The sequence below is a fragment of the Aquimarina sp. AU119 genome, assembly GCF_900312735.1.
GTDB lineage: Bacteria > Bacteroidota > Bacteroidia > Flavobacteriales > Flavobacteriaceae > Aquimarina > Aquimarina algiphila.
The window spans coordinates 108846-132170 of record NZ_OMPF01000039.1 but is presented as its reverse complement, the minus strand read 5'-3'; the positions used below and the strand labels follow the sequence as shown (position 1 = coordinate 132170).

Genomic DNA, 23325 nt, shown 5'->3' with positions numbered 1-23325 from the left:
AGTTAGTGCACTTTTATTCTCTGGGGTAAGTTTTTTTATTTATTTGTCCGATCGTTATGAAAAATCAATTTACCTTTTTATAGCTACATGTTGTACTTTGTTTGTGGATTTTCTCTTGGCTATAAATGAATTTTATTTTTATAATAGGGTATTTACCGTGCTTATTAATATTGCAGAAATAGGGGGGATTTACTTTTTTGTAAGTTTTTTTATTGAAACAAAGCGCATAGATTCATCGTCAAAAGAGGAGGGGCATTTTTAAGATTGTTTCTTCTGGATAAATCAAAGTTTTTATCTGGTGTTTATAATTTATATTCGTAAATATTTTTAGGCTTCAATATCACTAATTAAAGACTTTGATAAAGAATAATAAAAGAAGAGGGTAGTGTTCAAAAAAAACATGCTACAACAATAGGAATCATTTTACCGTTTAAAGATCAGGTTGTTTTAATCGAAAAAAATGGGGGCTATTTGGGGATCGATTTAATTGGATATTCGAGAGATTTTGAATCTTTATTTTCTGTAGAACGATATAAGGTTTTATATCGTATTGAAATTCAGGTTGTTCCTTTTGAGTTGTGTGACTTGGTATTTTGGTGAAAACATAAAAGAAAAACTGATGGATAGATATAGATATTCTGGGATGATTTAGTTTTTGATTTTTCTTATATCTTCATAGATGATTGTAAACTGTAAAATAGCTACATTTGTGGCTTATTAATTTTTTTAATAAATGATTTTAAAGGGTCTTAAAAGAAATGCAATAAAGAAAAGTATCGATGCTCATCTAAAGAAAAGAGATGCTGAATCTAGAAGTATTTCTAATCTTAAGACACTAGCAGTTCTTATAGATGCGTCGCATTCTATCAATATTATTTCATTATTGAAACTAGCTAACGAATTAGGAGTTAGTTCTGGGGCGCTTAAAGTAATGGGGTACAAAGAAGATCAAAAAGATATTGAAGATGATAAGGATACGGCTTATTATAATGACAAAAGTTTTGGAGTTAATGGGGCAGTAAAAAGTAGATCTTTGCAAGAATTCATAAATAAAGATTATGATGTTTTGATTAATTTTTATGGAAAAGATAAAATGGAATTAAATTATGTTGCAGCTGCTTCCAAAGCCAAATTAAAAGTAGGTTTTGCAGATGTGGATAATCGAATCAATGATTTAATTATTGGAGCTACAACCGATGATGCTAACCTTTTTATATCAGAGCTTAAAAAATATTTAAAAATTTTACAGATTATATAGTATGAGTACTTTTCTTAGAGGGACAGGTGTAGCATTAGCTACTCCTTTTAATATAGATGGTTCAATAGATTATCAAGGAGTAACTTCTCTTGTTAATTTTTGTATAGAAGGTAAAGTAGAGTATTTAGTGGTTTTAGGAACTACTGCAGAATCGGTTACTTTAACCAAAGAAGAAAAGAAGAGTTTAATAACTCATATCATAGAAGTGAATAATAAAAGACTTCCTCTGGTAATTGGTGTGGGAGGTAATAATACTGCAGCTATTCTTGATGAAATGAAAGAGGTTAATGTTTCAGAATTTGATGCGATTCTTTCTGTTGTTCCTATGTATAATCGACCAACTCAAGAAGGGATTTATCAACACTATAAGGCTATAAACGATGCGGCAAAATTACCAGTATTGCTGTATAATGTGCCTTCTCGAACAGGAACAAATATGACAGCAGACACAACATTGCGTTTGGCTCAATTAGATAATATTATTGGGATTAAAGAGGCTGTTGGTGATTTTACACAGGTGTTGAAGATTATCAAAGATAAACCAAAAAACTTTCTTGTAATTTCTGGAGATGATGCTCTGGCTTTACCAGCTGTTGCTGCTGGAGGGGATGGTGTTATTAGTGTAGTGGGACAGGGGTTTCCAGAATCTTTTTCAGAAATGATACGATTAGGGTTGTCTGGAGAAACAAAAAAAGCTTTTGATATTTTATATCAACTTTTACCGGTTCTGGATTATGCTTTTGAAGAAGGAAACCCTGCCGGAATAAAGCATGTTTTGAAGGTAAAAGGAGTATGCGATGATTATGTGCGTTTACCATTAGTAAAAGTATCACAAAGCTTATCTCATAAAATAAAAGAGTATATTGAAGATTAATAGTTTTCATAGTAATGGCTAAAAGAATAAAAGATCCGGGAATAGGTAAGTCCTCAAATAAACACGCCAAACGATTTATAAATCAAGATGGATCTTTTAATATAAAACATGTCAATAGACCTAGTTCTTTATCAGAGAGTTATAATTACTTAATTAGTATTAGTTGGACAAAATTCTTTCTTTGGGTAGTACTAGGGTATACTTTGATCAATTCTATATTTGCACTTATTTATACTCTATTTGGAATTTCTAATATTGCGGATCCGACGGGTAATTTTTTTAGAGATTTTTTAAAAGCATTCTTTTTTTCGGCACAAACAATTACTACTGTTGGTTATGGAGCTATGGCTCCAAAAGGATTGCTTTTTGGAATTATATCTTCTTTTGAAGCGCTTATAGGATTACTGAGTTTTTCATTTATTACAGGATTGTTATATGGTAGATTCTCTAAGCCTAGAGCCAATATTAGATTTAGTAACACTATAGTTCTTCGAGAGCACAATGAAATATATTCTATTATGTTTAGATTGATGAGTAGAAGTACTAATGTAATGATTCGGCCCAAAATAGAAGCAACGCTAGCTTTGTCTCAAGAAGATAAAGAAGGGGAGTATGTAAACAGTTTTTATAAATTAAAATTAGAACGAGATTCTATTACCTATTTACCTACAACTTGGACTATAGTTCATCCAATAGATAAGTTGAGTCCATTAGCAAAATTTGAAAGAAAACAACTGCCAGAATTAAACGGAGAAATTCTTATTCTTGTAAGTTATTATGATGAATCTTTTGCTCAAGAAGTGCATCAAGTGCATTCATACGAACTAAAAGATGTAATACAGGGGCAAAATTTTGTTTCTGCATTCTATTATGATGATGAAGGGTATACTATTCTTGACCATAATAATCTTGATAAAACCATAAATAATACAGCACATAAATAGAAAATTGTCCTTCAAAAGGATATGGATGAATCTAAATGTTCTAAAATAGAGAGTGAATAAACTTAATTCTGCAACAAAGCTTTAATTATATAGTTATTGAAATGAGTCAAAATTGTTAAGTTTATAGTAAACTTAGATATATTTTGAGCAATTCTATCCAAAATTAAAGAACAATATATGAGGATAGATGAATTGATGAATTAAAGTTTTTGTAATACGGCAGAAATATATACTTTTGCCAGATGTTTTTTTAGCTATGATGAGATTATTGTATTTATTTGTTTTTGTATTATTCTTAGGGTCTTGTAGTGAGTATCAAAAGGTGCTAAGAGGTGAAGATTTAGCTGCAAAATATAAAACTGCCGAAGAATTGTACAAAAAAGAGAAGTACAAGAAAGCTTTGCGTTTATTCGAACAGATTGTACCTCAATATCGAGGTAAGCCACAAGCAGAAAGAATAATGTACTATTATGCTGATACATACTATCAGTTAGAAGATTTTTATCTTGCGGGATATCAATTTGAGAGATTTGCAAAGTCTTATCCTAAAAGTCAAAAAAGGGAAGATGCATCATATAAAGGAGCAAAAAGTTATTATGAATTATCTCCCAGATATAGTTTGGATCAAGAAGATACTGATAAGGCACTCGAAAAACTTCAGGCATATATAAATACGTATCCTGATAGTGAAAGATTAAAAGAGGCTAATGCTTTAGTGGCTGAGCTTAGAACTAAGAAGGAGAAAAAAGCATATGAAATAGCAAAACAAAATCATCATCGCGAAGATTATAAAGTTGCTATTGCAGCATTTGATAATTATTTGGTTGATTATCCAGGTTCTTCTTTTAGAGAAAAAGTATTATATTACAAGTTAGAATCTGAATACCTTCTTGCTATAGGAAGTTATCAAAGCTTGGTAAAAGAGAGACTTACAGTAGCTCAAGGGTATTATAATAACTATAAGAAGTATTATAAAACCGAAGGTGAATATATTGAAAAGGCAGATGAGATAGGAGAAGATATAAAATCAAGATTAGAACAATTCAAATAGAAAATAAAGTAGAAGATGGATTTGAAAAAAAGTAATGCGCCGGTAAACACAACTACTATCGATAAAAACCGTATAGATCAACCAACAGATAATATCTATGAAGCGATTTCGGTTATATCAAAAAGAGCAACACAAATCAATACAGATATCAAGAAAGAACTTCTTGAGAAATTGGATGAATTTGCTACTTATAATGATAGCTTAGAAGAAATCTTTGAGAATAAAGAACAAATAGAAGTTTCTAAGTTTTATGAAAGATTACCAAAGCCACATGCATTAGCTGTACAAGAATGGTTAGAAGGTAAGATTTATCATAGAAATACAAAGGCGGACACAGAATCTTTATAAATCTATGTCAATTTTAAGCGGTAAAAAGATTTTAATTGGTGTAACCGCTGGTATTGCAGCCTATAAAACAGCTAGCTTAGTTCGTTTGTTTATTAAAGCCGGAGCAGAGGTAAAGGTTATTATGACCCCTGCATCTAAGGACTTTGTAACTCCGCTAACCTTATCTACATTATCCAAAAACCCTGTGTATTCATCTTTCTTTAATGAAGAAGATGAAAATGCACAATGGAATAATCATGTCGATTTTGGTTTATGGGCTGATTTGATGTTGGTAGCTCCAGCTACAGCTAATACGATGTCTAAAATGGCAACAGGAAATAGTGATAATTTATTACTAGCTACTTACTTATCTGCAAAGTGTCCTGTGTATTTTGCGCCAGCGATGGATTTAGATATGTATAATCATCCATCTACACATCAAACTTTCAAAAAATTACAAGAATTTGGTAATATTATGATTCCTGCAGAGTCGGGAGAATTAGCTAGTGGGTTAGTTGGACAAGGACGTATGGCAGAACCAGATACTATCGTTAAATTTATAGAAAAAGATATTTTAGGAAAGCTTCCGTTAGAAGGAAAAAAAGTTCTTATTACTGCTGGGCCAACCTATGAAGCAATTGATCCAGTTCGATTCATTGGAAATCATTCCAGTGGTAGAATGGGAATCGAATTGGCTAATGTAGCTGCTAATCTTGGGGCTCAGGTGTGTTTGGTTTTAGGACCATCCTCACTTTCTGTTAATCATAGCTTAATCAGAGTGATTAATGTAATCAGCGCAAAAGATATGTATGAAGCGGTGATGTTAGAATATGAGACTTCAGATATAGCTATTGCGTCGGCTGCTGTTGCAGATTATAGACCTAAAAATATATCAAATCAAAAAATTAAAAAGAAAGATACTGCATTTTCTATTGAATTAGAGAGAACAAATGATATCCTTAAATGGATGGGAGCAGAAAAGAAACACCAGTTTTTGGTAGGTTTTGCGTTAGAGACTGAAAATGAAGAAGAGAATGCAAAAAGTAAATTAAAAAATAAAAACTTAGATTTGATTGTTCTTAATTCTCTTAATGATAAAGGGGCTGGTTTTAAAGGGCAAACAAATAAAGTGACTCTGATTAATCATAAATTAGGGATTAAAGCGTTTGATCTAAAAACAAAGTCAGAGGTTGCTCAAGATATATTCAATGAAATTAATACGCTAAAAAATGAATAGACTGTTCCTTGTTATCGCGCTTATAGTAAGTTTTGGAGCTAATGCCCAGGAATTTAATGCTACAGTAGTAGTTAATGCCGAGCAAACGGGGAATCCAAATTTACAAGTGTTTAAAACTTTGGAGCGTTCACTAACAGAATTTATTAACAATACAAAATGGACAGATGTAGATTATCGTACAGAAGAACGCATTAATTGTAGCTTTTTTGTCACAATAGTAGGATATGATAATGATGCTTTTACAGCAACTGTTCAGGTGCAAGCTTCACGCCCTGTATTTGGATCCAATTATTCAACTACTATTTTTAATGTTAATGATAAGCAGTTTAGTTTTAATTATCTAGAATTTCAGCCACTAAACTATAATCCAAATAATTTTGAATCTAATCTGATTTCTGTTGTTGCATTTTATTTATATACTATTTTGGGGGTGGATGCAGATACTTTTGAAATGAATAGTGGTACATCGTATTACGAAGAAGCAAAAAATATCGTAGGAAATGCGCAAAGTAGTAATACGTTGGGGTGGCAACGAGAACAAAACCCTAATAGATTTAGGCTTAATGATGATCTTCTGTCTAATACGTATGAAGGATATAGGAAAGCGATGTATACTTATCATAGAGAAGGGCTGGATGTAATGCATAATAATTTAAAAGAAGGTAAAAAAACAATTACCGAAGCAATGAAGTCGTTGGAAGATGTTCATAATACCAGGCCAAATTCATATATAATGCGAGTGTTTTTTGATGCCAAAGCAGATGAAATAGCAAGCGTTCTTTCCGGTGGGCCTTCTGTAAATATTGCCGAAACAATTCAGATACTCAATAAAATTGCTCCTACTTATGGAGATAATTGGAAAGAAATTAAATTCTAAGAATACTTTTATTTTTGTTGGATTTACTTCAGGTGTTTTTGATAATTATGTTACAAATTTTGTCCGTTTAAAAAAATAAAAGCAACAGATGTTTTTTTTAAAAACTATAGTATCTTTACTTTTTTAAAACAATAAATATTTCTATCCCTTGCTTAAAGGTCTTTCGATAAAAAACTTTGCGTTAATAGAACAACTACAGGTATCTTTTGATTCTGGTTTGATAACTATTACTGGAGAAACTGGAGCCGGTAAATCTTTATTACTTGGTGCTTTAGGATTACTTCTTGGTAAAAGAGCAGATTTAAATAGTGTTAAAGATAGTTCTCAAAAATGTGTAATAGAAGGCGTGTTTTCTGTAGCAAAGTATAATCTAAAATCTTTTTTTGAAAAAGAAGAACTTGATTATGAAGATGAGACTATAATAAGACGAGAAATATTACCTTCAGGTAAATCAAGAGCTTTTATAAATGATACACCTGTTACTCTGCAATCCCTTGCTTCACTAGGAGTAAGATTGATAGATATACATAGTCAACATCAAACTTTAGAGGTCACTACAAACGATTTTCAATTTGAAGTTTTGGATGCCTTGTCAGGAGCAGATCGAGAAATAGAATCATACAAAAGAGGACTTAAGCTATTAAAAGAAAAAGAAAAAGAGGTACATACGCTTATTGCTAGTCAAGAAGAATTTACCAAAGAGTATGAATATAATGCTTTTTTACTCAAAGAATTGAAAGAAGCAAAATTAAAACCTGATGAGTTAGAAGAGCTAGAAACGCAATATGAACGGCTAAACAATATAGAAGAAATTCAAGAACGATTATCCGGTTCGATTGCTATAGTTTCTTCAGAAGAGGTTGGGGTATCTGATCAATTAAATACGATTAAGGCTAATCTATCAAAAATAGAATCATATTCTGGTTCTTTAAAAGAGCTATCAGGACGAATCGATAGTGTATATATAGAATTGGAAGATATATATGCTTCGTTGCGAGATGAATTTGATAAGCTTGAAGCAGATCCTCAACAATTGCAAGCAGCAAGTGAACGATTACAGTTGTTGCATAATTTACAGATAAAACATAATGCCTCTGGTATCAATGAATTAATTAGTTTGACAGAGGTGTTGCAGGAAAAAGTAGCTAAAACAGAATCACTTACTGAAGATATAGAAAAAATTAAAGAAGAGATACTAGTTGTTCAAGCTCAGCTGGATAAAGTAGCAGGGAAGATTCATGAGAAACGAAATAAAGCACTTCCTAAGCTGATAAAAGAATTAGAGGATATTCTTAAAGCCTTAGGGATGTCTAATGCTACTTTTCAAGCTTCTCTAGAATTACAGGATAAATATTTAACTAATGGAAAAGAACTCTTAACATTTCTATTTTCTGCTAATAAAGGAGGGGCGTTTGGAGAACTTAAAAAAGTAGCTTCAGGCGGGGAGTTATCAAGAATAATGATTGCAATTAAGTCAATTCTTTCTAGATACGCTCAATTGCCTACTATTATTTTTGATGAGATAGATACAGGAGTTTCTGGTGAAATAGCGCATAAAATGGCAGATTTGATGATGAATATGAGTAAAAATCTCCAGGTTTTTAGTATTACTCATTTACCTCAGATCGCAGCCAAAGGACAAAGTCACTACAAAGTTTACAAAGAAGACCTTAATAATTCTACAATTACACAGCTTAAATTATTAAGCAAGGAGGAGCGAATTAGAGAAATTGCCGAAATGATAGGAGGAAAAGATATTTCTGATTCGGCATTGACTCATGCAAAAGCGTTGATACAGTAAAGTTAATAGTATTAGATTAAGCTGAATATGAAAAAACATGTTCTTAATTGGTTAAAAAACAGGTTTTTAAAACTTTGGCTCGTGTATTTCATCGATTATTTGCAGAATAAACCGATGAAATGATTGTTTTTTATCGATTTTAACAGTATGCCCACTATTTGTCTCTATTTATTTTGTAGTTTGCAAGCGTAGTTCCCAAATCTACAAACCCCCAAATTATGAAATCACCTATTAGAGTAATCTACATTGCTTGCATGGTAATGTTATTTTTTTCGTGTTCCTCAGAAAATGTTGATGATGATTTAAATTCTCCTATCAAAGAGTTTACTGTTCCAGAAGTAAAATCCATTGAGGTTGAAATTTTAGAGCGTATAAATAATTACAGAGCATCTATTGGATTATCTGTTCTGGAGACCTTGGATATTGTGAAATCACAAGCATATAGTCATACTGAGTATATGATTAAAGAAAATCAAATTTCTCATGATTACTTTCATGCTCGTAAATCATATCTCCTTACAAATGCAGGAGCAAATTCTGTTGCCGAGAATGTTGGTTATGGATATTCTTCAGCAGAATCTGTAGTCAATGCATGGATAAAAAGCGATAGCCATAGAGAAACAATAGAAGGTGATTTTACGAATTTTGACATTTCAGCAGAGCAAAATGAGGATGGGGTTATGTATTTTACAAATATTTTTATTAAAAAATAAAAAAATACTATCTAGATTATTTATAATCATTGAGTATTAAAAAAGCCGAACGTCTATTTTCTTCATGATCTTTTTCAGTACACTGTCTGTCATAACCTTTACCACATTTATTTAATAATTGTGATTCGCCATAACCTACAAAACTAGGAATTCGTTCTGTATTAATTCCTCTGGATATAATATAATCTCTAGTGGATTTGGCACGTCTTTGGGATAGTTTTAGATTGTATCTATTTGCACCACGACTATCTGTATGGGATTCAATTTTTATAATCATTTTTGGGTTTTCTTTCATTACACTAACAATATTCTCTAATTCATACGCGGCATCAGTACGAATTTCATATTTGTCAAAATCAAAGAAGATAGGATTGATTACAATTTCCTTGTTTATAATTAAGGGGGTTAAATATAAATCTATTTCAGTTTTATCTTTGTTTTTGGTTGTTGTTGAGAATTCTTTGGAATCAGGTTTATAATTAGCTTTTGTAGCAAAAATGGAAAACGTTTTTCCACATGGTATTTCTTCAAAAGTATATTCACCATTTTTGTTTGATAGAGTAGAACTAATAATTTTACCTGTTTGATCAATAATCTGGACTGTAACTTCAGGAAGAGGTTCTGATGTGTTTTTATCATATGTGATGCCGGTTAAAATTTGCATGCACTCGTATCGATCAAAAGTGTAAATATCATCACTTCCTATACCGCCAGTTCTATTAGATGAGAAATAACCAGAATCCCCAGTTGGATTGGAAAAAAATGCAAAATCATCATAACCACTATTAAAGGGTGCCCCAAGATTTTTGATTTCTATATCTTCATCTATGTCCTTTTTTAGTATATCAGATTTATAAATATCTAAAAGGCCTAAGTTTATATGACTATCTGAAGAGAAATATAATGTAGAGTCTTTTGCTACAAAAGGGAAGACCTCTCGCCCTTCTGTATTAATTCTATCACCTAAGTTTTCAATATTTCCAAATGTGCCATCAGTATTGATAGCAACTTTGTATATATCTGACTGACCATAACCTCCTTCTCTGTTTGAAACAAAATATAAGGTCTTCTCATCAGGACTTAAGGCTGGATGTCCGGTAGAAAAAGTTTTACCATTAAAAGGCAGCTCCTCAATATCTGTCCATAGACGATTTCGAAGTTTAGCTCTATAGAGTTTTAGGTTAGAGTTACCTTCTTTGTCATATGATGCTTTTTTTCTTTTATTAATATTATTTCTTGTAAAGTATAGCGTTTTTCCATCATTTGTTATTGCTAAAGCTCCCTCGTGTTCATTCTTTAAATTTATTTTATCTGAGGTAATGGGAGTTATATTGCTAATCACAAGGGTTGAATCAATTCGTTCAATTGTTGATTGATAAATATTTAAATAAGGTTCCCCATTCCACTTATAAATTTTTTGTTTTCCAAAAAGACTGTCGTTTGCTCTTGATGAAGAGAAATATAGGCTTCCATTTCTTTCATACCCTCCAAAATCAGAATATTTACTATTTGAACTTAGATTTACAATACGAATATACTTGTCTTTTGTGCTGGACAATTCTTGAAATTTTTCGAGTGTTATATCTTCAGAACCTTTTAGACGTCTGCTATTTTTTTGATGTGCTTTAAGTTTTTTTAGCCAATTATTTGCTTCGTCAAAATGGCCTAAACTTCTTAAAGTTTGTATGTACTTATAAATATATTCAGGAGCAATATCCTTGTACTTGCTAATCGCTTTATTATACCAAAAGTATGCTTGTTCTGAGTTTGAATTGTTGTAATAGCAATCACCAATTCTGGATAGAATATGTTTAGTACTATCTTCTTTTTTTAATGCATCTTTATATAATTCTTTTGCTTTGAGATAAGCAAAATCCTTAAAAAATTTGTCGGCTACTTTTGATTTTTGAGCATAAATAAAAGTGCTAAAAAAGAAGATTAAAATTAAAAGGATTCTATTTTTCATATAGATATAAGCTTAAAAGAATCTTGGGGATCTAACACGTTTTTCGTTAAACAGTTCATACATGAGTAATATTTCATGAGTAGCTCCTATATATGGTCTCAGGTCAGAAATAAAATGTTCATAAGCATAACCAACTCTAAATTGTTTTGTTATTTGAAAATCTGCTAAAGCACCTACTGAAGCAGTGTCTTTATTATATCTATAAGAACCTCCGAGCCATAATTTATTATAGAGAAGAACATTTGCGTTTACATCCATCGAAAGGGGCGCTCCGTTGGTAGCTTTAAATAAAATCGATGGCTTTAATTTTGCATTTGTGCTAAGGTCAAACACATATCCTCCAGTAAAATAATAGCTCACACGTTCTAGTGCAACGTATTCTACAGAAGTAGTTTCAGTAGTGCGATTATTATCGGTGTTTAATATTCGGGGAGCAGAAAGTCCTACATACCACGCATTCGAATTTAAATATAATCCAGCACCAATATTTGGATTCAATCGATTAGCATAATTTCCGAAGAAAGGGTCTTGAGTAACATCAGGATCGTTTAAAAACTCTTGATCCAGGTTATAATGTGTAACTCCTCCTTTAAATCCGAAAGCTAATTTTGTTGTCTCTGTGATATTAATAGAATATGAAAAATCACCATAAATATATAGGTAGTTTTCAAAACCAGGAGCATCCCTTATGACAGATAATCCAATTCCGATTTTATCATTTCTCAATGGAGAATGAACTGATAATGTTTGAGTTTCTGGTCCTCTTTGTATTCCTGTCCATTGGTTTCTGTGTAATCCTACAATACTTAGTGTTTCTCTACTACCGGCATAGGCTGGATTTATAGATATAGTGTTAAACATATACTGCGTGAACTGCGGTAGTTGTTGTGTATATCCGATCGAACTAATACATAGTATTAGTAATGTTATTTTATTTTTTACCCCCCTCATGGATTATTTGTTTATCTAGTTCCGATATATAATGGACTACTAAATGGTTTTAAGCCGCTATCAATTAAAGTTACAATACAATAGTATGTACCGCTAGGAATCTGATTTGCAGATCCCACAGAAGATTGGTTTGCTATTCCATTCCAATCATTTTGATAATCACTTGATTTGTATATAATCGCTCCCCAACGATTAATAATTTTTACATCTATGGTGTAACCGCAATCCTCGACACCTTTAACTAAAAAATATTCATTAAAGGAATCTCCGTTTGGTGTAATTACTTTTGAAATTTTTATATCACCTTCTCCTCCGCAAGTTAGTACTGCACATCTATTATGCACTTCTATTTCTGCTTCAAGGAATATTGGGCAGACAGAGTTGTCTAAAGTATAGCTAAATGTTACTGTCTCCGAATCATCTTCATCTACTAACTCTATAGTTAATGGATCAAAAAAATTGTCATCAATTACAGAGGTATTTCCAGATGTGACCTCCCAGATTCCACTAGTGTCAACATCGTCTTCTAATAAATCAAATAGATCAAAAATTTGCGATTCTATTTCATCGAGAGCACATAAACTTCTGTCGTTTACAATTACAGAATTATTTTCTAATGTTATTTTGGCATTTATTGTTGATGTGTTATCACAATCATCTGTTATGGTATATTCTACAGATAGCGTCTCATCAATTAGATTATCAAAATCATAGTCAGAAGTTACTATTGTAGTTGTACTTGCATTACAGTTATCATTTGCACAACTTTCTAATAAAATGATATTATCGGCGTTCCATTGATTTGTAATTTCTTCGATATCGATCGTAGAACAAGCTAAAGTTATATCAGGTACTGCACAGTTTGTTAAACTTGGAGGAGTAGAGTCAAGAAGAGTGAGGGTTACTGTAAGTGTTGTTGTGTCTCCATTTTTATCTGTAATAATATAGGTGACTTCTATGCTTCCGCTTTGACCGCAAGTGCTAATGAGATTATTAAAATCATAATCTGAAGTTACCTTACCTGTAAAATCTTCATTGCAGATATTTGTTACACAAGATTCTAATTCTAAAATATTATTCGAGTTCCATAGATCGGCTATAGCTTCATTGTTTTCTCCATCACATTCGATTGTTTCATCTGCGATGTTACAAGTAGTTAAATCAGGAGGAGTAAAATCAGAGATCGTAAAATATACAGTCGCTCTGTCGCAAGCTAGAGGAGTATTATCATCACAAACAGAATATATAAAACTATCTGTGCCTGTGAATCCTATGTTGGGAGTGTATATAAAAGTTCCATTAGCATTGAGCTGTAAAGTGCCATTATCAACATCGTCTACAGGAATTGTATTAACGATTTGGGTATCTCCTTCAGGATCAAAATCATTATCCAGGACATTATCTGAAATATTGTCACAAGCTATAAAATATGCATCATCATTTGCAAATGTACTGTTGTTTTGATTATTTATGATTGTAATTGTTACCGTTGTGGTGTCGCATAAAGAGGGATTGCCATTGTCACATATGGTGTATTCAAAAGAATCCTCTCCGGTATATCCATTAATAGGTGTGTAAGTAAATGTTCCTGTATTGGGATTGATGATTACGATAACACTTTTCTGGGTTGTTACTGTAGTGGTTGTTACCTTGATTGGATCTCCATCAGGATCAAAATCATTAGTAAGTACATTGCCGTTTACTGGCGTATTGATTTCTGTAATTGCCGTATCTGGATTTGCAATAGGAGGGGTGTTTTTAGGATTTCCATTAGGAAGTACTTCAATATATACCGTTGCTGTATCACAAGCTACCGGACTACCATTGTCACATATGGTATATTCAAAAGTGTCAACTCCAATAAAGTCGATAGGAGGAGTATAGGTGTATATTCCAGTGTTAGGTTCTATAGCTACCTCTATCCCTTCTGTAGTAGTTACAATAAGTGTGGTTACGGTTTGTGTATCTCCTTCGAGATCAAAGTCATTGGTTAATACATTTCCAGAGACAGGAATATTCACAAAAGTATTATTGATGTCTGTTATAGCATGAGTACAATTAAATGAAATCTTTGTACAAGCTATAGAGGTACAATTGTTAGCATCCTTAATGGATACTGTGTAGTTATCTTGAGGGAGATTTAAAAACGTTTCATTAGCTTGATAAGTGACTCCATTATCTATGGAATAGGAATAAGGAGGTGTGCCTCCAGTTCCTTTTGATGTAATTTGACCTAAACCTTCGCATGCAATATCGGTTTTGGTGTCAATAGAAACAGATAAAGCTTTTTGAGGTTCAGAAATAATAACAGTGTTTTTAACTAGACAGTTATTGGCATCAGTAATTGTTACAGTGTATCTGCCAGCAATTACATTGGTTAAATCTTCATTAGAAGAACCGTTATTCCATGCAAAAGTATAAGGAGGAGTCCCATCATTTACTGTAAGGTCGATAGCTCCGGTTGCATCGCCTGTACATAATACATCTGTTATCGCATTAGTTGTTTTAATTTGACAAGGGTTTACACATTGTATAACAATGCTTCTTGTTAATGTGGTACCATTGGCATCTGTTACTGTAACGCTATGTGTTCGATTTGTAAGAAGAGTTGCAATTTCAGTAGTCTGGTTATTGGCAGAAGCACTCCATTGATATGTGTATCCTGGTTTTCCTCCAGAAGCAATAGCTTTTGCTTTACCATCACAACATATTCCGGTAGATGTGGCGTCTTGTATTTTGATTATCGTAAGACTAAGTGGATTGGGAGGATCAGAAATTGAGCCTGAATCTCTTATGGTTAATGAGTTGTTTTCATCCTTATGGATAGTATCTCCGTAAACATATGAAGAGATGTGTAATAGTGTAAAAACACAAGTAAATAAAATAATTTTCTTATGAAAGAAGAGTAAAGTAATAATTTTCATAGGCCCCCATTTTTATTGATTTACTATAAGAAAATCCCCATTTTTTTGTTGTCTTAGTATCTCAAAAAAATTACAAACAATCGATAATAATAAGTAGTTCAGTAATTTTTTTCATCACATTATTTTAATTAGCAAGCTTATCTTATGTGCAGAATTTCTTCTGTATATAAGATTGGATGTACATACTCATACCAAGAATTGATGTTTTATCTGAATTAATACAAAACGATATTAATTTTAGAATCAAAATATCTCTTGTGCACAATTAAGTACCTTGACATAGCAATAAGCTAATGCCTATTTATACATAGTAAGGGGGGAATAATAAATTATACTTTTTTGCGGGGGAGCAATATTATATTTTGGGGGGATTTATGATGAATATTATTTTCAATAGTATGTCAAAAATTATACTCATTATAAATATAGTGTCAAATATATGTTATATATCAATAAAAATCAACTAATTGAAAAATAATAATTTTAGATTGAATTAGTTTTTGGAGGTTAAAGTTATTTATTTTTCATGTCAGAACTTAGTATTAGATAATGATCTGTTTTAGATTTAGTTATAGTCCTTTTAAAGATGGTAAAATCCTATTGTTTTTGCAATCATAAATCAAATATTTATAAAGGATTTTGAGTTCTGTTGATTTATAATAGTACTGTTTTTATAAAAATCTCTTTTTTCGGTATAGAACTAAATCTATTTCCATTCGTTGTGGTTTAGGTCGTTTTGTTATCTTTACCGCTCGTATAACTATACTTTAATTTATAATTAAATGTCACACAATTTATTAAAAGGCAAAAGAGGAATTATTTTTGGAGCGCTTGATGAAAATTCAATTGCTTGGAAAACCGCAGAGCGTGTTTTTGAAGAAGGAGGAAGTTTTGTTCTTACAAACGCTCCTGTTGCAATGCGTATGGGTGCAATAAATACTCTTGCAGAAAAAACTAATGCTCAGGTTATACCTGCAGATGCTACTTCATTAGAAGATTTAGAAAATCTTGTAGAAAAAGCAATGGAAATTTTGGGTGGTAAACTTGATTTTATATTACATTCTATAGGGATGTCGGTAAATGTGCGAAAAGGTCGTCACTATACTGATCTTAATTATGATTGGAGTCAAAAAGGTTGGGATGTTTCTGCCCTTTCTTTTCATAAAACCATGCAGACATTGTACAAAAAAGAAGCAATGAGCGAGTGGGGAAGTATTGTTGGATTGACTTATATGGCAGCACAACGTGTATTTCCTGATTATAATGATATGGCAGATAATAAAGCATATTTAGAATCTATAGCTCGTAGTTTTGGATATTTCTTTGGTAGAGAAAACAAAGTACGTGTGAATACGATTTCTCAATCACCTACGCCAACTACTGCAGGAAAAGGAGTAAAAGGATTTGATGGTTTTATTGAGTATGCAGATAAGATGTCTCCTCTTGGTAATGCTACTGCTTCAGAATGTGCAGATTATACAATTACCTTGTTTTCGGATTTAACCAAAAAGGTTACACTTCAAAATTTATATCACGATGGAGGTTTCTCAAATATGGGAGTAAGCCAAATGGTGATGGATAAATTTGTAGAAGAAAAATAAATACAGCTTTGTATTAATATAATACTCATAAAATCCCATTCTTAATTGGTATGGGATTTTTTGTAGGTTACCTTTGTGATATGGAAATGTATTTCTCCTTTATTGTTCCCGTATATAACAGACCCAATGAGATTAAGGAGCTGTTGGATAGTATGGTGATAATGGATTACGATAAAAAGTATGAAATTGTTATTGTAGAAGATGGATCAACTGAAACATCAGAAGATATTATTCAGACTTTTGTAGATAAGCTTTTTATCAGTTACTATCAAAAACCTAATACTGGCCCTGGAGATTCTCGTAATTACGGTATGCGTAAAGCAAAAGGAAATTATTTCATTATTTTAGATAGCGATGTGATTCTTCCTAAAAATTATTTATCTAAAGTTGATGGTTTTTTAAACAAAAAATTTGTGCATTGTTATGGAGGTCCAGATGACGCACATGAGAGTTTTTCTAACCTTCAGAAAGCGATAAGTTATAGTATGACCTCTTACCTTACTACAGGAGGAATTCGAGGACGAAAAAATACTTTAGGTAAATTTCAACCCCGAAGTTTTAATATGGGATTGTCTAAAGATGCTTTTCAGGTTTCTGGAGGATTTGGAGATATACATCCTGGAGAAGATCCTGATTTAACGATAAGATTGTGGAAATTAGAATATGATACAGAATTGATTCCTGATGCAAAAGTTTTTCATAAAAGAAGAATTTCTTGGCAAAAATTCTACATACAGGTCAATAAATTTGGATTGGTAAGGCCTATTTTAAATAAATGGCATCCAGAAACCGCTAAACTTACCTATTGGTTTCCCACTTTATTTTTGTTTTATGGTGTATTTTCAATAATAACTGCTTTTTTTGGATGGTGGTATTTTATCACTTTTTTAGGACTATATTTTATTTTAATATTTTTGGGAGCAACTTTAGTTTATAAAAATATTTCAATAGGTTTTCAATCTATATTGGCAGTTTTTATACAATTTTATGGATACGGAAAAGGATTCCTGAAATCTTATTATTATATTCATCTATTGAAAAAAGTACCCGAAAGACAATTCGAAAAGTTGTTTTTTTCAAAGTAATACATATGCCAAACAGAATAAGCAATAGATTTTCTCTAAAAAAAAGTAATGTGAAGACTTTTTTCTTTTTTCTAATATTCACATCATTACTATGGCTGTTTATTCAATTTTCTAAAAATTATACTCGAGAAGTAGAAGTAGCTGTTCAATACACTAATATACCACAAGATAAAATTTTCAACGAGGAAAGTGATCAGGCACTACGTATGGTTTTAAACGGAAATGGTTTTAGATTAATGAGCCATAATTGGAAAAAGAGAATACTAGAGTTTAATGTTGAAGATGCAGTAATTAGTGATGACAATCAATATTACTTTAGAGTTAATAAAGAATCTGCGGTATTGAAAAATAAATTAGATTTTAAGGGAAGAGTTTTATCGATACAAAAAGATACCCTAAGGCTAAAAGTAGACCTTAATTTAGAAAAAAAGATTCCTGTTAATATTGCTCAGGATATTCAATATGCTGTTGGGTATGGCAGTGATAAAGGGTTAGTAGTTTCTCCGGATTCAGTCATGATAAGTGGACCCTCACAAGTAATTGATACTATAGAGAGGATATATACAGAGAACCTAAATCTAGAAGGTCTTAATGTTGATTATACTTCTGAATTGAATATAGATGTTTCAAGTTTTTCTTCTACGATAAAAGTGGTTCCTTCCAAGGTAGAAGCAAATATTTTGGTTAGTAAATTTACTGAAGGAAATCAGAAGATTCCGATTACTATTAATAACATACCAGAGGGAGTCGAAATTAAAATTTTTCCAAAAGAAATAACAGTTGTATACCGTGTAGGTTTAGATAAGTATAATGAAATAAGTCAACGAGATTTTATGGTTGTTGCAGATTATGCAAAGGTATCTGAAGAAAGCTCATTTTTAACTTTGGAACTAGTAAATAAACCCGGATCAATCCATGATGTTCGTTTGCAGGAAAAACAAGTTCAATTTGTAGTTCTAAAATGAGAAATGAGATAAAAGTTGTCGGGCTAACAGGTGGAATTGGTAGCGGGAAGTCCACAGTCGCTAAAATGTTCGAAAAGTTGGGAATTCCCATATATATATCAGATGATGAAGCTAAGAAGTTGATGAACGAAGATGATGACGTCAAAAAGAAAATCATAGCACTATTAGGAGAAAACTCCTATGTGGATGAGACGTTAAATAGGGGGTATATTGCAAATATAGTTTTTAATGACCCTTTAAAATTAGAAAAGTTAAATGCGATTGTACATCCTGCAGTGGCTAAACACTTTGATTCCTGGAAGAGTTTGCAAGATTCGGTATATGTAATAAAAGAAGCTGCAATACTTTTTGAAAACGGAGGGCATACACAATGTGATTATACGATTTTGGTTTCAGTACCTTCAGAAATTAGGATTCAACGAGTTTTAAAAAGGGATAATATAACCAAAGAACAGGTGCTTTCCAGGATGAATAATCAGTGGGAGGATGCCAAGAAAATACCATTGGCAGACTTTGTAATCTACAATCTGGATTTAAAAGATACTGATAAACAGGTAAATAGGATACATAAAGTCATATCTTCATAAGTACTTTGTAATCCGAATCTTTCATTTTGTTAACATTTGGTTAAACCGTAAAGTAGCTAAATGTTAAAGTCTTACTTTTGATTTATGAATAAAAGGTTATTCGTGTTGCTGATAATCCTGATGAGTTTGTCGTTAATTGGGATTATTTTTGTTCAGGGATATTGGATTAACAACACAGTAGAGAATAATGAAGAACAGTTTTCTTTTAATGCAAAGCAAATATTAATATCTGTATCGAATCGAATTCAATATAGAGAGTTTGAGGAAATGTTTTTTCCATTGCAGGAGATTTTGGATAGCATAGAGGAGCCTGATAATAAAACGATACGTCAGCTTCTCAATATTAGTATCGATAATACCACAAAGTCATTTGCTTATACTGATGGTATTTTAGAAGAAGATTATAAGTTATTTTCATCTTTTGTCAATTTTAATATTGATACAGTAAGGTTGAAAAACATTTTAAACCGTAATGTTGACAGTGCAACACAAGACGGTAAAAATGATTTTACGAGGCGAAATTCTAAATCTAAGTTAGAGAGAATAAGAGGTCTAACAGATCTCCAAAGGATGGATTATGAAATAGTGATAGGAGAAATAGCGAGTTTTATCCCTATTCATAGAAGAGTACAAAAGAAGGAAATAGAATATTTGCTTAGAAAAGAATTAGAAGAGAGAGATATAAAGGTAGATTTTGAGTATGCTATTTATAGTAATGCTTTAGCTACAAAAGTACGTTCTGATGATTTTAGTTTGGATTATCCTACAACATACGCTATACCGCTTTTTGTAAATGATGAAGGCGTAAGTGAGTATCAATTGTATGTTAATTTTACTGGGAAAAAGCAATATGTGCTTTCTACCATTAAAGGGATGGCGATATTATCGATAATTTTTACATTAATTATTGTAGTCGCTTATTCGAGTGCGTTGTCACAATTGATGCAACAACGCCAGATATCACAGATTAAAACAGATTTTATTAATAATATGACGCATGAGCTTAAGACTCCGATAGCTACTATTAATTTGGCTTTAGATTCTATAAAGAATCCAAAGATATCAGGAGATCAAGAAAAAGTAAAGCGCTATATGAATATGATACGTGAAGAAAATAAAAGAATGCATGCTCAAGTTGAAAATGTATTAAGGATATCTCAGTTAGAGAAAAATGAGCTTAATATTAAAAAAGAAAGACAAGAGTTACATGATATTATTGAAGATGCAGTAACACATGTTTCTTTAATTGTTGAAAATAGAGAAGGGTATATTAAAATGCATTTAGGCGCCCTTAAAACAACTGTATTGGCTAATGATAGCCATTTGACAAATGTGATAGTTAATATTTTGGATAATGCAATAAAGTATTCTGAAGGAGAACCCAAAATAGATGTATATACAGAAAATGTAAAAAATAGTATTGTTCTTAAGATTCGTGACCAAGGGATTGGAATGAGTAAAGTAGCACAGAAGAAGATTTTTGAAAAGTTCTTTAGAGAACATACAGGAGATCTGCATAATGTAAAAGGACACGGATTAGGACTAACATATGTAAAACGAATTATTGACGACCATCATGGTCAGATATGGGTGGAGAGCGAAAGGGGAAAAGGCTCCACATTTATAATTAAATTACCGTTAATATCTTAAAATATGGAAACAGAAAACAAAAAGATTTTGCTTGTAGAGGATGATCCAAACTTTGGAACAGTTTTAAAGGACTATCTTGTAATGAACGAGTATGATGTTGTGCATGCTAAAAATGGTATGGAAGGCTTCGAGAAATTCAAAAAGGATGATTATGATATGTGTATCCTTGATGTTATGATGCCTTATAAAGATGGATTTACATTAGCAAAAGAGATCAGAGAAAAAAATGAAGAAATTCCTATCATTTTTTTAACCGCTAAGGCAATGAAAGAAGATGTCTTAAAAGGATATAAAGTAGGAGCAGATGACTATCTTAATAAGCCTTTTGATAGCGAGGTGTTATTGATGAAAATACAGGCGATCATGCAACGCAAGAGTACAGAGTCTGTTGCGGATAGTAAGCAATTTGAATTTAAAGTTGGAGGATTTCACCTTAATTCAAAACTTCGTTTTTTAACATTTAAAGAGGAGGATCCGATAAAACTTTCTCCTAAAGAAAATGAATTACTTCGTTTGTTAGCTCTTCATCTTAATGATTTGATGCCTAGAGAATTAGCGCTTACAAAAATATGGAGAGATGATAATTATTTTACTTCTCGTAGTATGGATGTATATATAGCTAAACTTAGAAAATATCTAAAGAAAGACGAGAATGTTGAGATTCTTAATATTCATGGAGAAGGATTTAGGTTGGTTGTTAGAAACGAAGAATCCTAAATAATAGTAATAACGGTAACTAACTTTTAGAAGTTCACCATAATAAATATTTAATTATGGTGAACTTTTTTTATGTATGATACAATAGACTTGTAATCTTCTTTATAAGTAAACCATTTGATTTCTAGATCTTTCTTAAACCAGGTAAGCTGTCTTTTTGCAAAACGTCGGGTATTTTTTTTAATCTCAGATAATGCAAAATCCAAATCCCATTCACCATCTAAGTGTTTGAATATCTCTTTATATCCAACGGTGTTTAGTGCATTAAGTGATTTGTATGGATATAAGTCTTTGGCTTCTTTTATCAAACCATCATTTACCATTAGATCTACTCTTTGATTTATTCTATCATAAATAACTTCTCGTTCTGCAGTGATACCTATTTTGGTAATAGAAAAAGGTCTCTTTTTTTTGGGTTTGTTGAGAAAAGATGAATAAGGCATTCCGCTTTCAATACAAACTTCTAAAGCTCTCATTACTCTATGAGTGTTTTGTAGATCAACTTTTTCATGATATATAGGGTCTAATGCTTTTAATTGTTGTTGTAAATATTCAATCCCTTTAGTGTTATATTTATCCTGAAGATCTTTTCTAATTTGCTCATCGACTTCGGGGAAATGATCTAATCCTTTAGTAATTGCATCGATATAAAGGCCAGAACCACCAATAAGAATAACATAATTATTTTTTTTAAATAACCTCTCTAGAGTATTTAGTGCATCTTTTTCATAATCGCCTACACTATAGTTGTCCTGGATACTTCTATGCTGAATGAAATGATGCTTAGCTTGTTTGAGTTCATCGAGAGTAGGAGCAGCTGTACCAATACTCATCTCTTTGTAAAACTGCCTACTGTCTGCAGAAACAATTTCACAATCAAAATGTTGTGCAAGTTGAATGCTTAAGCTTGTTTTTCCAATTGCGGTAGGGCCTACAATAACAATTAAATTTTTATTCATTATATAAATCTTCTCCACACTTATGACAAAATTTTGCTCCGTCTAAATGATTATCAGCATTACAATTACTACAATGTTGGGTATTCAATGGCATTTTATGTTTAACTTGTTGGGTATATTCGGCACTAACAATACCGGTTGGAACAGCTATAATTCCATATCCCAATATCATTATTATTGAAGCGATCAATTGCCCTAAAGGAGTTTCTGGAGATATATCCCCATACCCAACAGTTGTGAGAGTGACGATACACCAATAAACGCTTTTTGGGATACTATTAAAACCATGATCTGATCCTTCTACCAGATACATTACGGTTCCTAAAATTATAGCAACAATGATCACAGCAAGCAAAAACACAGATATTTTTACTCTACTGGCTTTTAAAGCTTTTACTAAATTATTAGATTCTCCTATAAAACGTGCAAGTTTTAATATTCTAAAAACTCTTAATAATCGTAAAGCCCTTAAGGCAACAAGAGCATGAGTTCCTACAAATAGTATAGATAAATATTTTGGAACTGTAGAAAGGAGATCTATAATTCCAAAAAAGCTAAAAATGTAGTTCTTTGGTTTGTTAATAGCTATAATCCTTAAAAAATATTCAATAGTAAATACTATGGTAATAACCCATTCCAAGGCATTAAACAGTGAAGCATATTTGTCATTTAGATACGAAACACTTTCTAACATAACTAGTATAATACTAGCAAGGATCATAATAAGAATAATTACATCAAATGATTTCCCGGCAGGTGTGTCTGCTTCATAGATAATCTCATGTAATTTGTCTTTCCAGTTTTTCTGAGATGAATTATTGTTCAAACTTCTTGATTT

21 protein-coding genes are annotated in these 23325 nt (G+C 31.8%); 16 read left to right on the top strand and 5 right to left on the bottom strand.

Translation table 11 applies throughout. The features are described from left to right. Positions 1-471: 471 nt before the first annotated feature. From DK442_RS28815 to DK442_RS27760, 10 genes are all read left to right on the top strand, one after another. Positions 472-600 carry a hypothetical protein gene (locus DK442_RS28815; RefSeq protein WP_255412255.1) on the top strand — a complete coding sequence of 43 codons (129 nt, stop codon included), beginning with the start codon at positions 472-474 and terminating at the stop codon, positions 598-600. Positions 601-733: 133 nt separating this feature from the next. Next, on the top strand, positions 734-1258 hold the full coding sequence (locus DK442_RS27800; RefSeq protein WP_235011046.1) for a hypothetical protein: 525 nt from the start codon (positions 734-736) through the stop codon (positions 1256-1258). 1 nt (position 1259) lies between these two features. Continuing rightward, positions 1260-2132: a 4-hydroxy-tetrahydrodipicolinate synthase gene (gene dapA / locus DK442_RS27795; protein ID WP_109439186.1), complete on the top strand. Its 873-nt coding sequence runs from the start codon at positions 1260-1262 to the stop codon at positions 2130-2132. A 14-nt stretch (positions 2133-2146) separates the two neighbouring features. After that, entirely contained in the window at positions 2147-3076 is a 930-nt protein-coding gene (locus tag DK442_RS27790) for an ion channel (RefSeq protein ID WP_109439185.1), read from the top strand. 235 nt (positions 3077-3311) lie between these two features. Then, positions 3312-4127, top strand: coding sequence for an outer membrane protein assembly factor BamD (locus tag DK442_RS27785; RefSeq protein ID WP_333924905.1), 816 nt, complete (start codon positions 3312-3314; stop codon positions 4125-4127). A 15-nt stretch (positions 4128-4142) separates the two neighbouring features. Then, a complete protein-coding gene (locus DK442_RS27780; RefSeq protein WP_109439184.1) occupies positions 4143-4475 on the top strand; it encodes a DNA-directed RNA polymerase subunit omega in 333 nt (110 codons plus the stop codon). Positions 4476-4479: 4 nt separating this feature from the next. Further along, positions 4480-5691 carry a bifunctional phosphopantothenoylcysteine decarboxylase/phosphopantothenate--cysteine ligase CoaBC gene (gene coaBC / locus DK442_RS27775; protein WP_109439183.1) on the top strand — a complete coding sequence of 404 codons (1212 nt, stop codon included), beginning with the start codon at positions 4480-4482 and terminating at the stop codon, positions 5689-5691. Beyond that, complete coding sequence (locus DK442_RS27770) at positions 5684-6568, top strand: DUF4835 family protein (protein WP_109439182.1); 885 nt, start codon at positions 5684-5686, stop codon at positions 6566-6568. The genes coaBC and DK442_RS27770 overlap by 8 nt, the downstream gene beginning before the upstream one ends. Before the next feature lie 148 nt (positions 6569-6716). After that, a complete protein-coding gene (recN, locus tag DK442_RS27765; RefSeq protein WP_109439181.1) occupies positions 6717-8369 on the top strand; it encodes a DNA repair protein RecN in 1653 nt (550 codons plus the stop codon). Positions 8370-8587: 218 nt separating this feature from the next. Continuing rightward, positions 8588-9082: a CAP domain-containing protein gene (locus tag DK442_RS27760; protein WP_109439180.1), complete on the top strand. Its 495-nt coding sequence runs from the start codon at positions 8588-8590 to the stop codon at positions 9080-9082. Between the two features lie 16 nt (positions 9083-9098). Here the strand turns inward: DK442_RS27760 and DK442_RS27755 are convergent, their stop codons facing one another. The 3 genes from DK442_RS27755 to DK442_RS27745 are packed head-to-tail and all read right to left on the bottom strand — an operon-like array spanning position 9099 to position 14923. Then, a complete protein-coding gene (locus tag DK442_RS27755) occupies positions 9099-11048 on the bottom strand; it encodes an OmpA family protein (protein ID WP_109439179.1) in 1950 nt (649 codons plus the stop codon). A 12-nt stretch (positions 11049-11060) separates the two neighbouring features. After that, positions 11061-11999: a type IX secretion system membrane protein PorP/SprF gene (locus DK442_RS27750; protein ID WP_109439178.1), complete on the bottom strand. Its 939-nt coding sequence runs from the start codon at positions 11997-11999 to the stop codon at positions 11061-11063. A gap of 11 nt (positions 12000-12010) precedes the next feature. Beyond that, complete coding sequence (locus tag DK442_RS27745; RefSeq protein ID WP_109439177.1) at positions 12011-14923, bottom strand: Ig-like domain-containing protein; 2913 nt, start codon at positions 14921-14923, stop codon at positions 12011-12013. A gap of 782 nt (positions 14924-15705) precedes the next feature. Between DK442_RS27745 and DK442_RS27740 the strand changes: the two genes are divergently transcribed. The 6 genes from DK442_RS27740 to DK442_RS27715 all read left to right on the top strand — a co-directional run bounded on the left by DK442_RS27740 (position 15706) and on the right by DK442_RS27715 (position 21528). Further along, entirely contained in the window at positions 15706-16524 is an 819-nt protein-coding gene (locus DK442_RS27740) for an enoyl-ACP reductase (protein WP_109439176.1), read from the top strand. A gap of 80 nt (positions 16525-16604) precedes the next feature. Continuing rightward, positions 16605-17609, top strand: coding sequence for a glycosyltransferase family 2 protein (locus tag DK442_RS27735; protein ID WP_109439236.1), 1005 nt, complete (start codon positions 16605-16607; stop codon positions 17607-17609). Between the two features lie 5 nt (positions 17610-17614). After that, on the top strand, positions 17615-18574 hold the full coding sequence (locus tag DK442_RS27730; protein WP_109439175.1) for a CdaR family protein: 960 nt from the start codon (positions 17615-17617) through the stop codon (positions 18572-18574). Further along, a complete protein-coding gene (gene coaE / locus DK442_RS27725; RefSeq protein WP_235011045.1) occupies positions 18571-19161 on the top strand; it encodes a dephospho-CoA kinase in 591 nt (196 codons plus the stop codon). Before DK442_RS27730 ends, coaE begins: the two co-directional genes overlap by 4 nt. An 84-nt stretch (positions 19162-19245) precedes the next feature. Next, positions 19246-20811, top strand: a complete 1566-nt coding sequence (locus DK442_RS27720; protein WP_109439174.1) for a HAMP domain-containing sensor histidine kinase — start codon at positions 19246-19248, stop codon at positions 20809-20811. Positions 20812-20814: 3 nt separating this feature from the next. After that, positions 20815-21528, top strand: coding sequence for a response regulator transcription factor (locus DK442_RS27715; RefSeq protein WP_109439173.1), 714 nt, complete (start codon positions 20815-20817; stop codon positions 21526-21528). Between the two features lie 50 nt (positions 21529-21578). Here DK442_RS27715 and miaA read toward each other — a convergent pair whose 3' ends face one another. Continuing rightward, positions 21579-22487 (bottom strand): tRNA (adenosine(37)-N6)-dimethylallyltransferase MiaA, encoded by a 909-nt coding sequence (miaA, locus tag DK442_RS27710; protein WP_109439172.1) that lies wholly within the window; start codon positions 22485-22487, stop codon positions 21579-21581. Then, positions 22480-23313, bottom strand: coding sequence for an ion transporter (locus DK442_RS27705; RefSeq protein ID WP_109439171.1), 834 nt, complete (start codon positions 23311-23313; stop codon positions 22480-22482). Before DK442_RS27705 ends, miaA begins: the two co-directional genes overlap by 8 nt. Between the last annotated feature and the right edge of the window lie 12 nt (positions 23314-23325).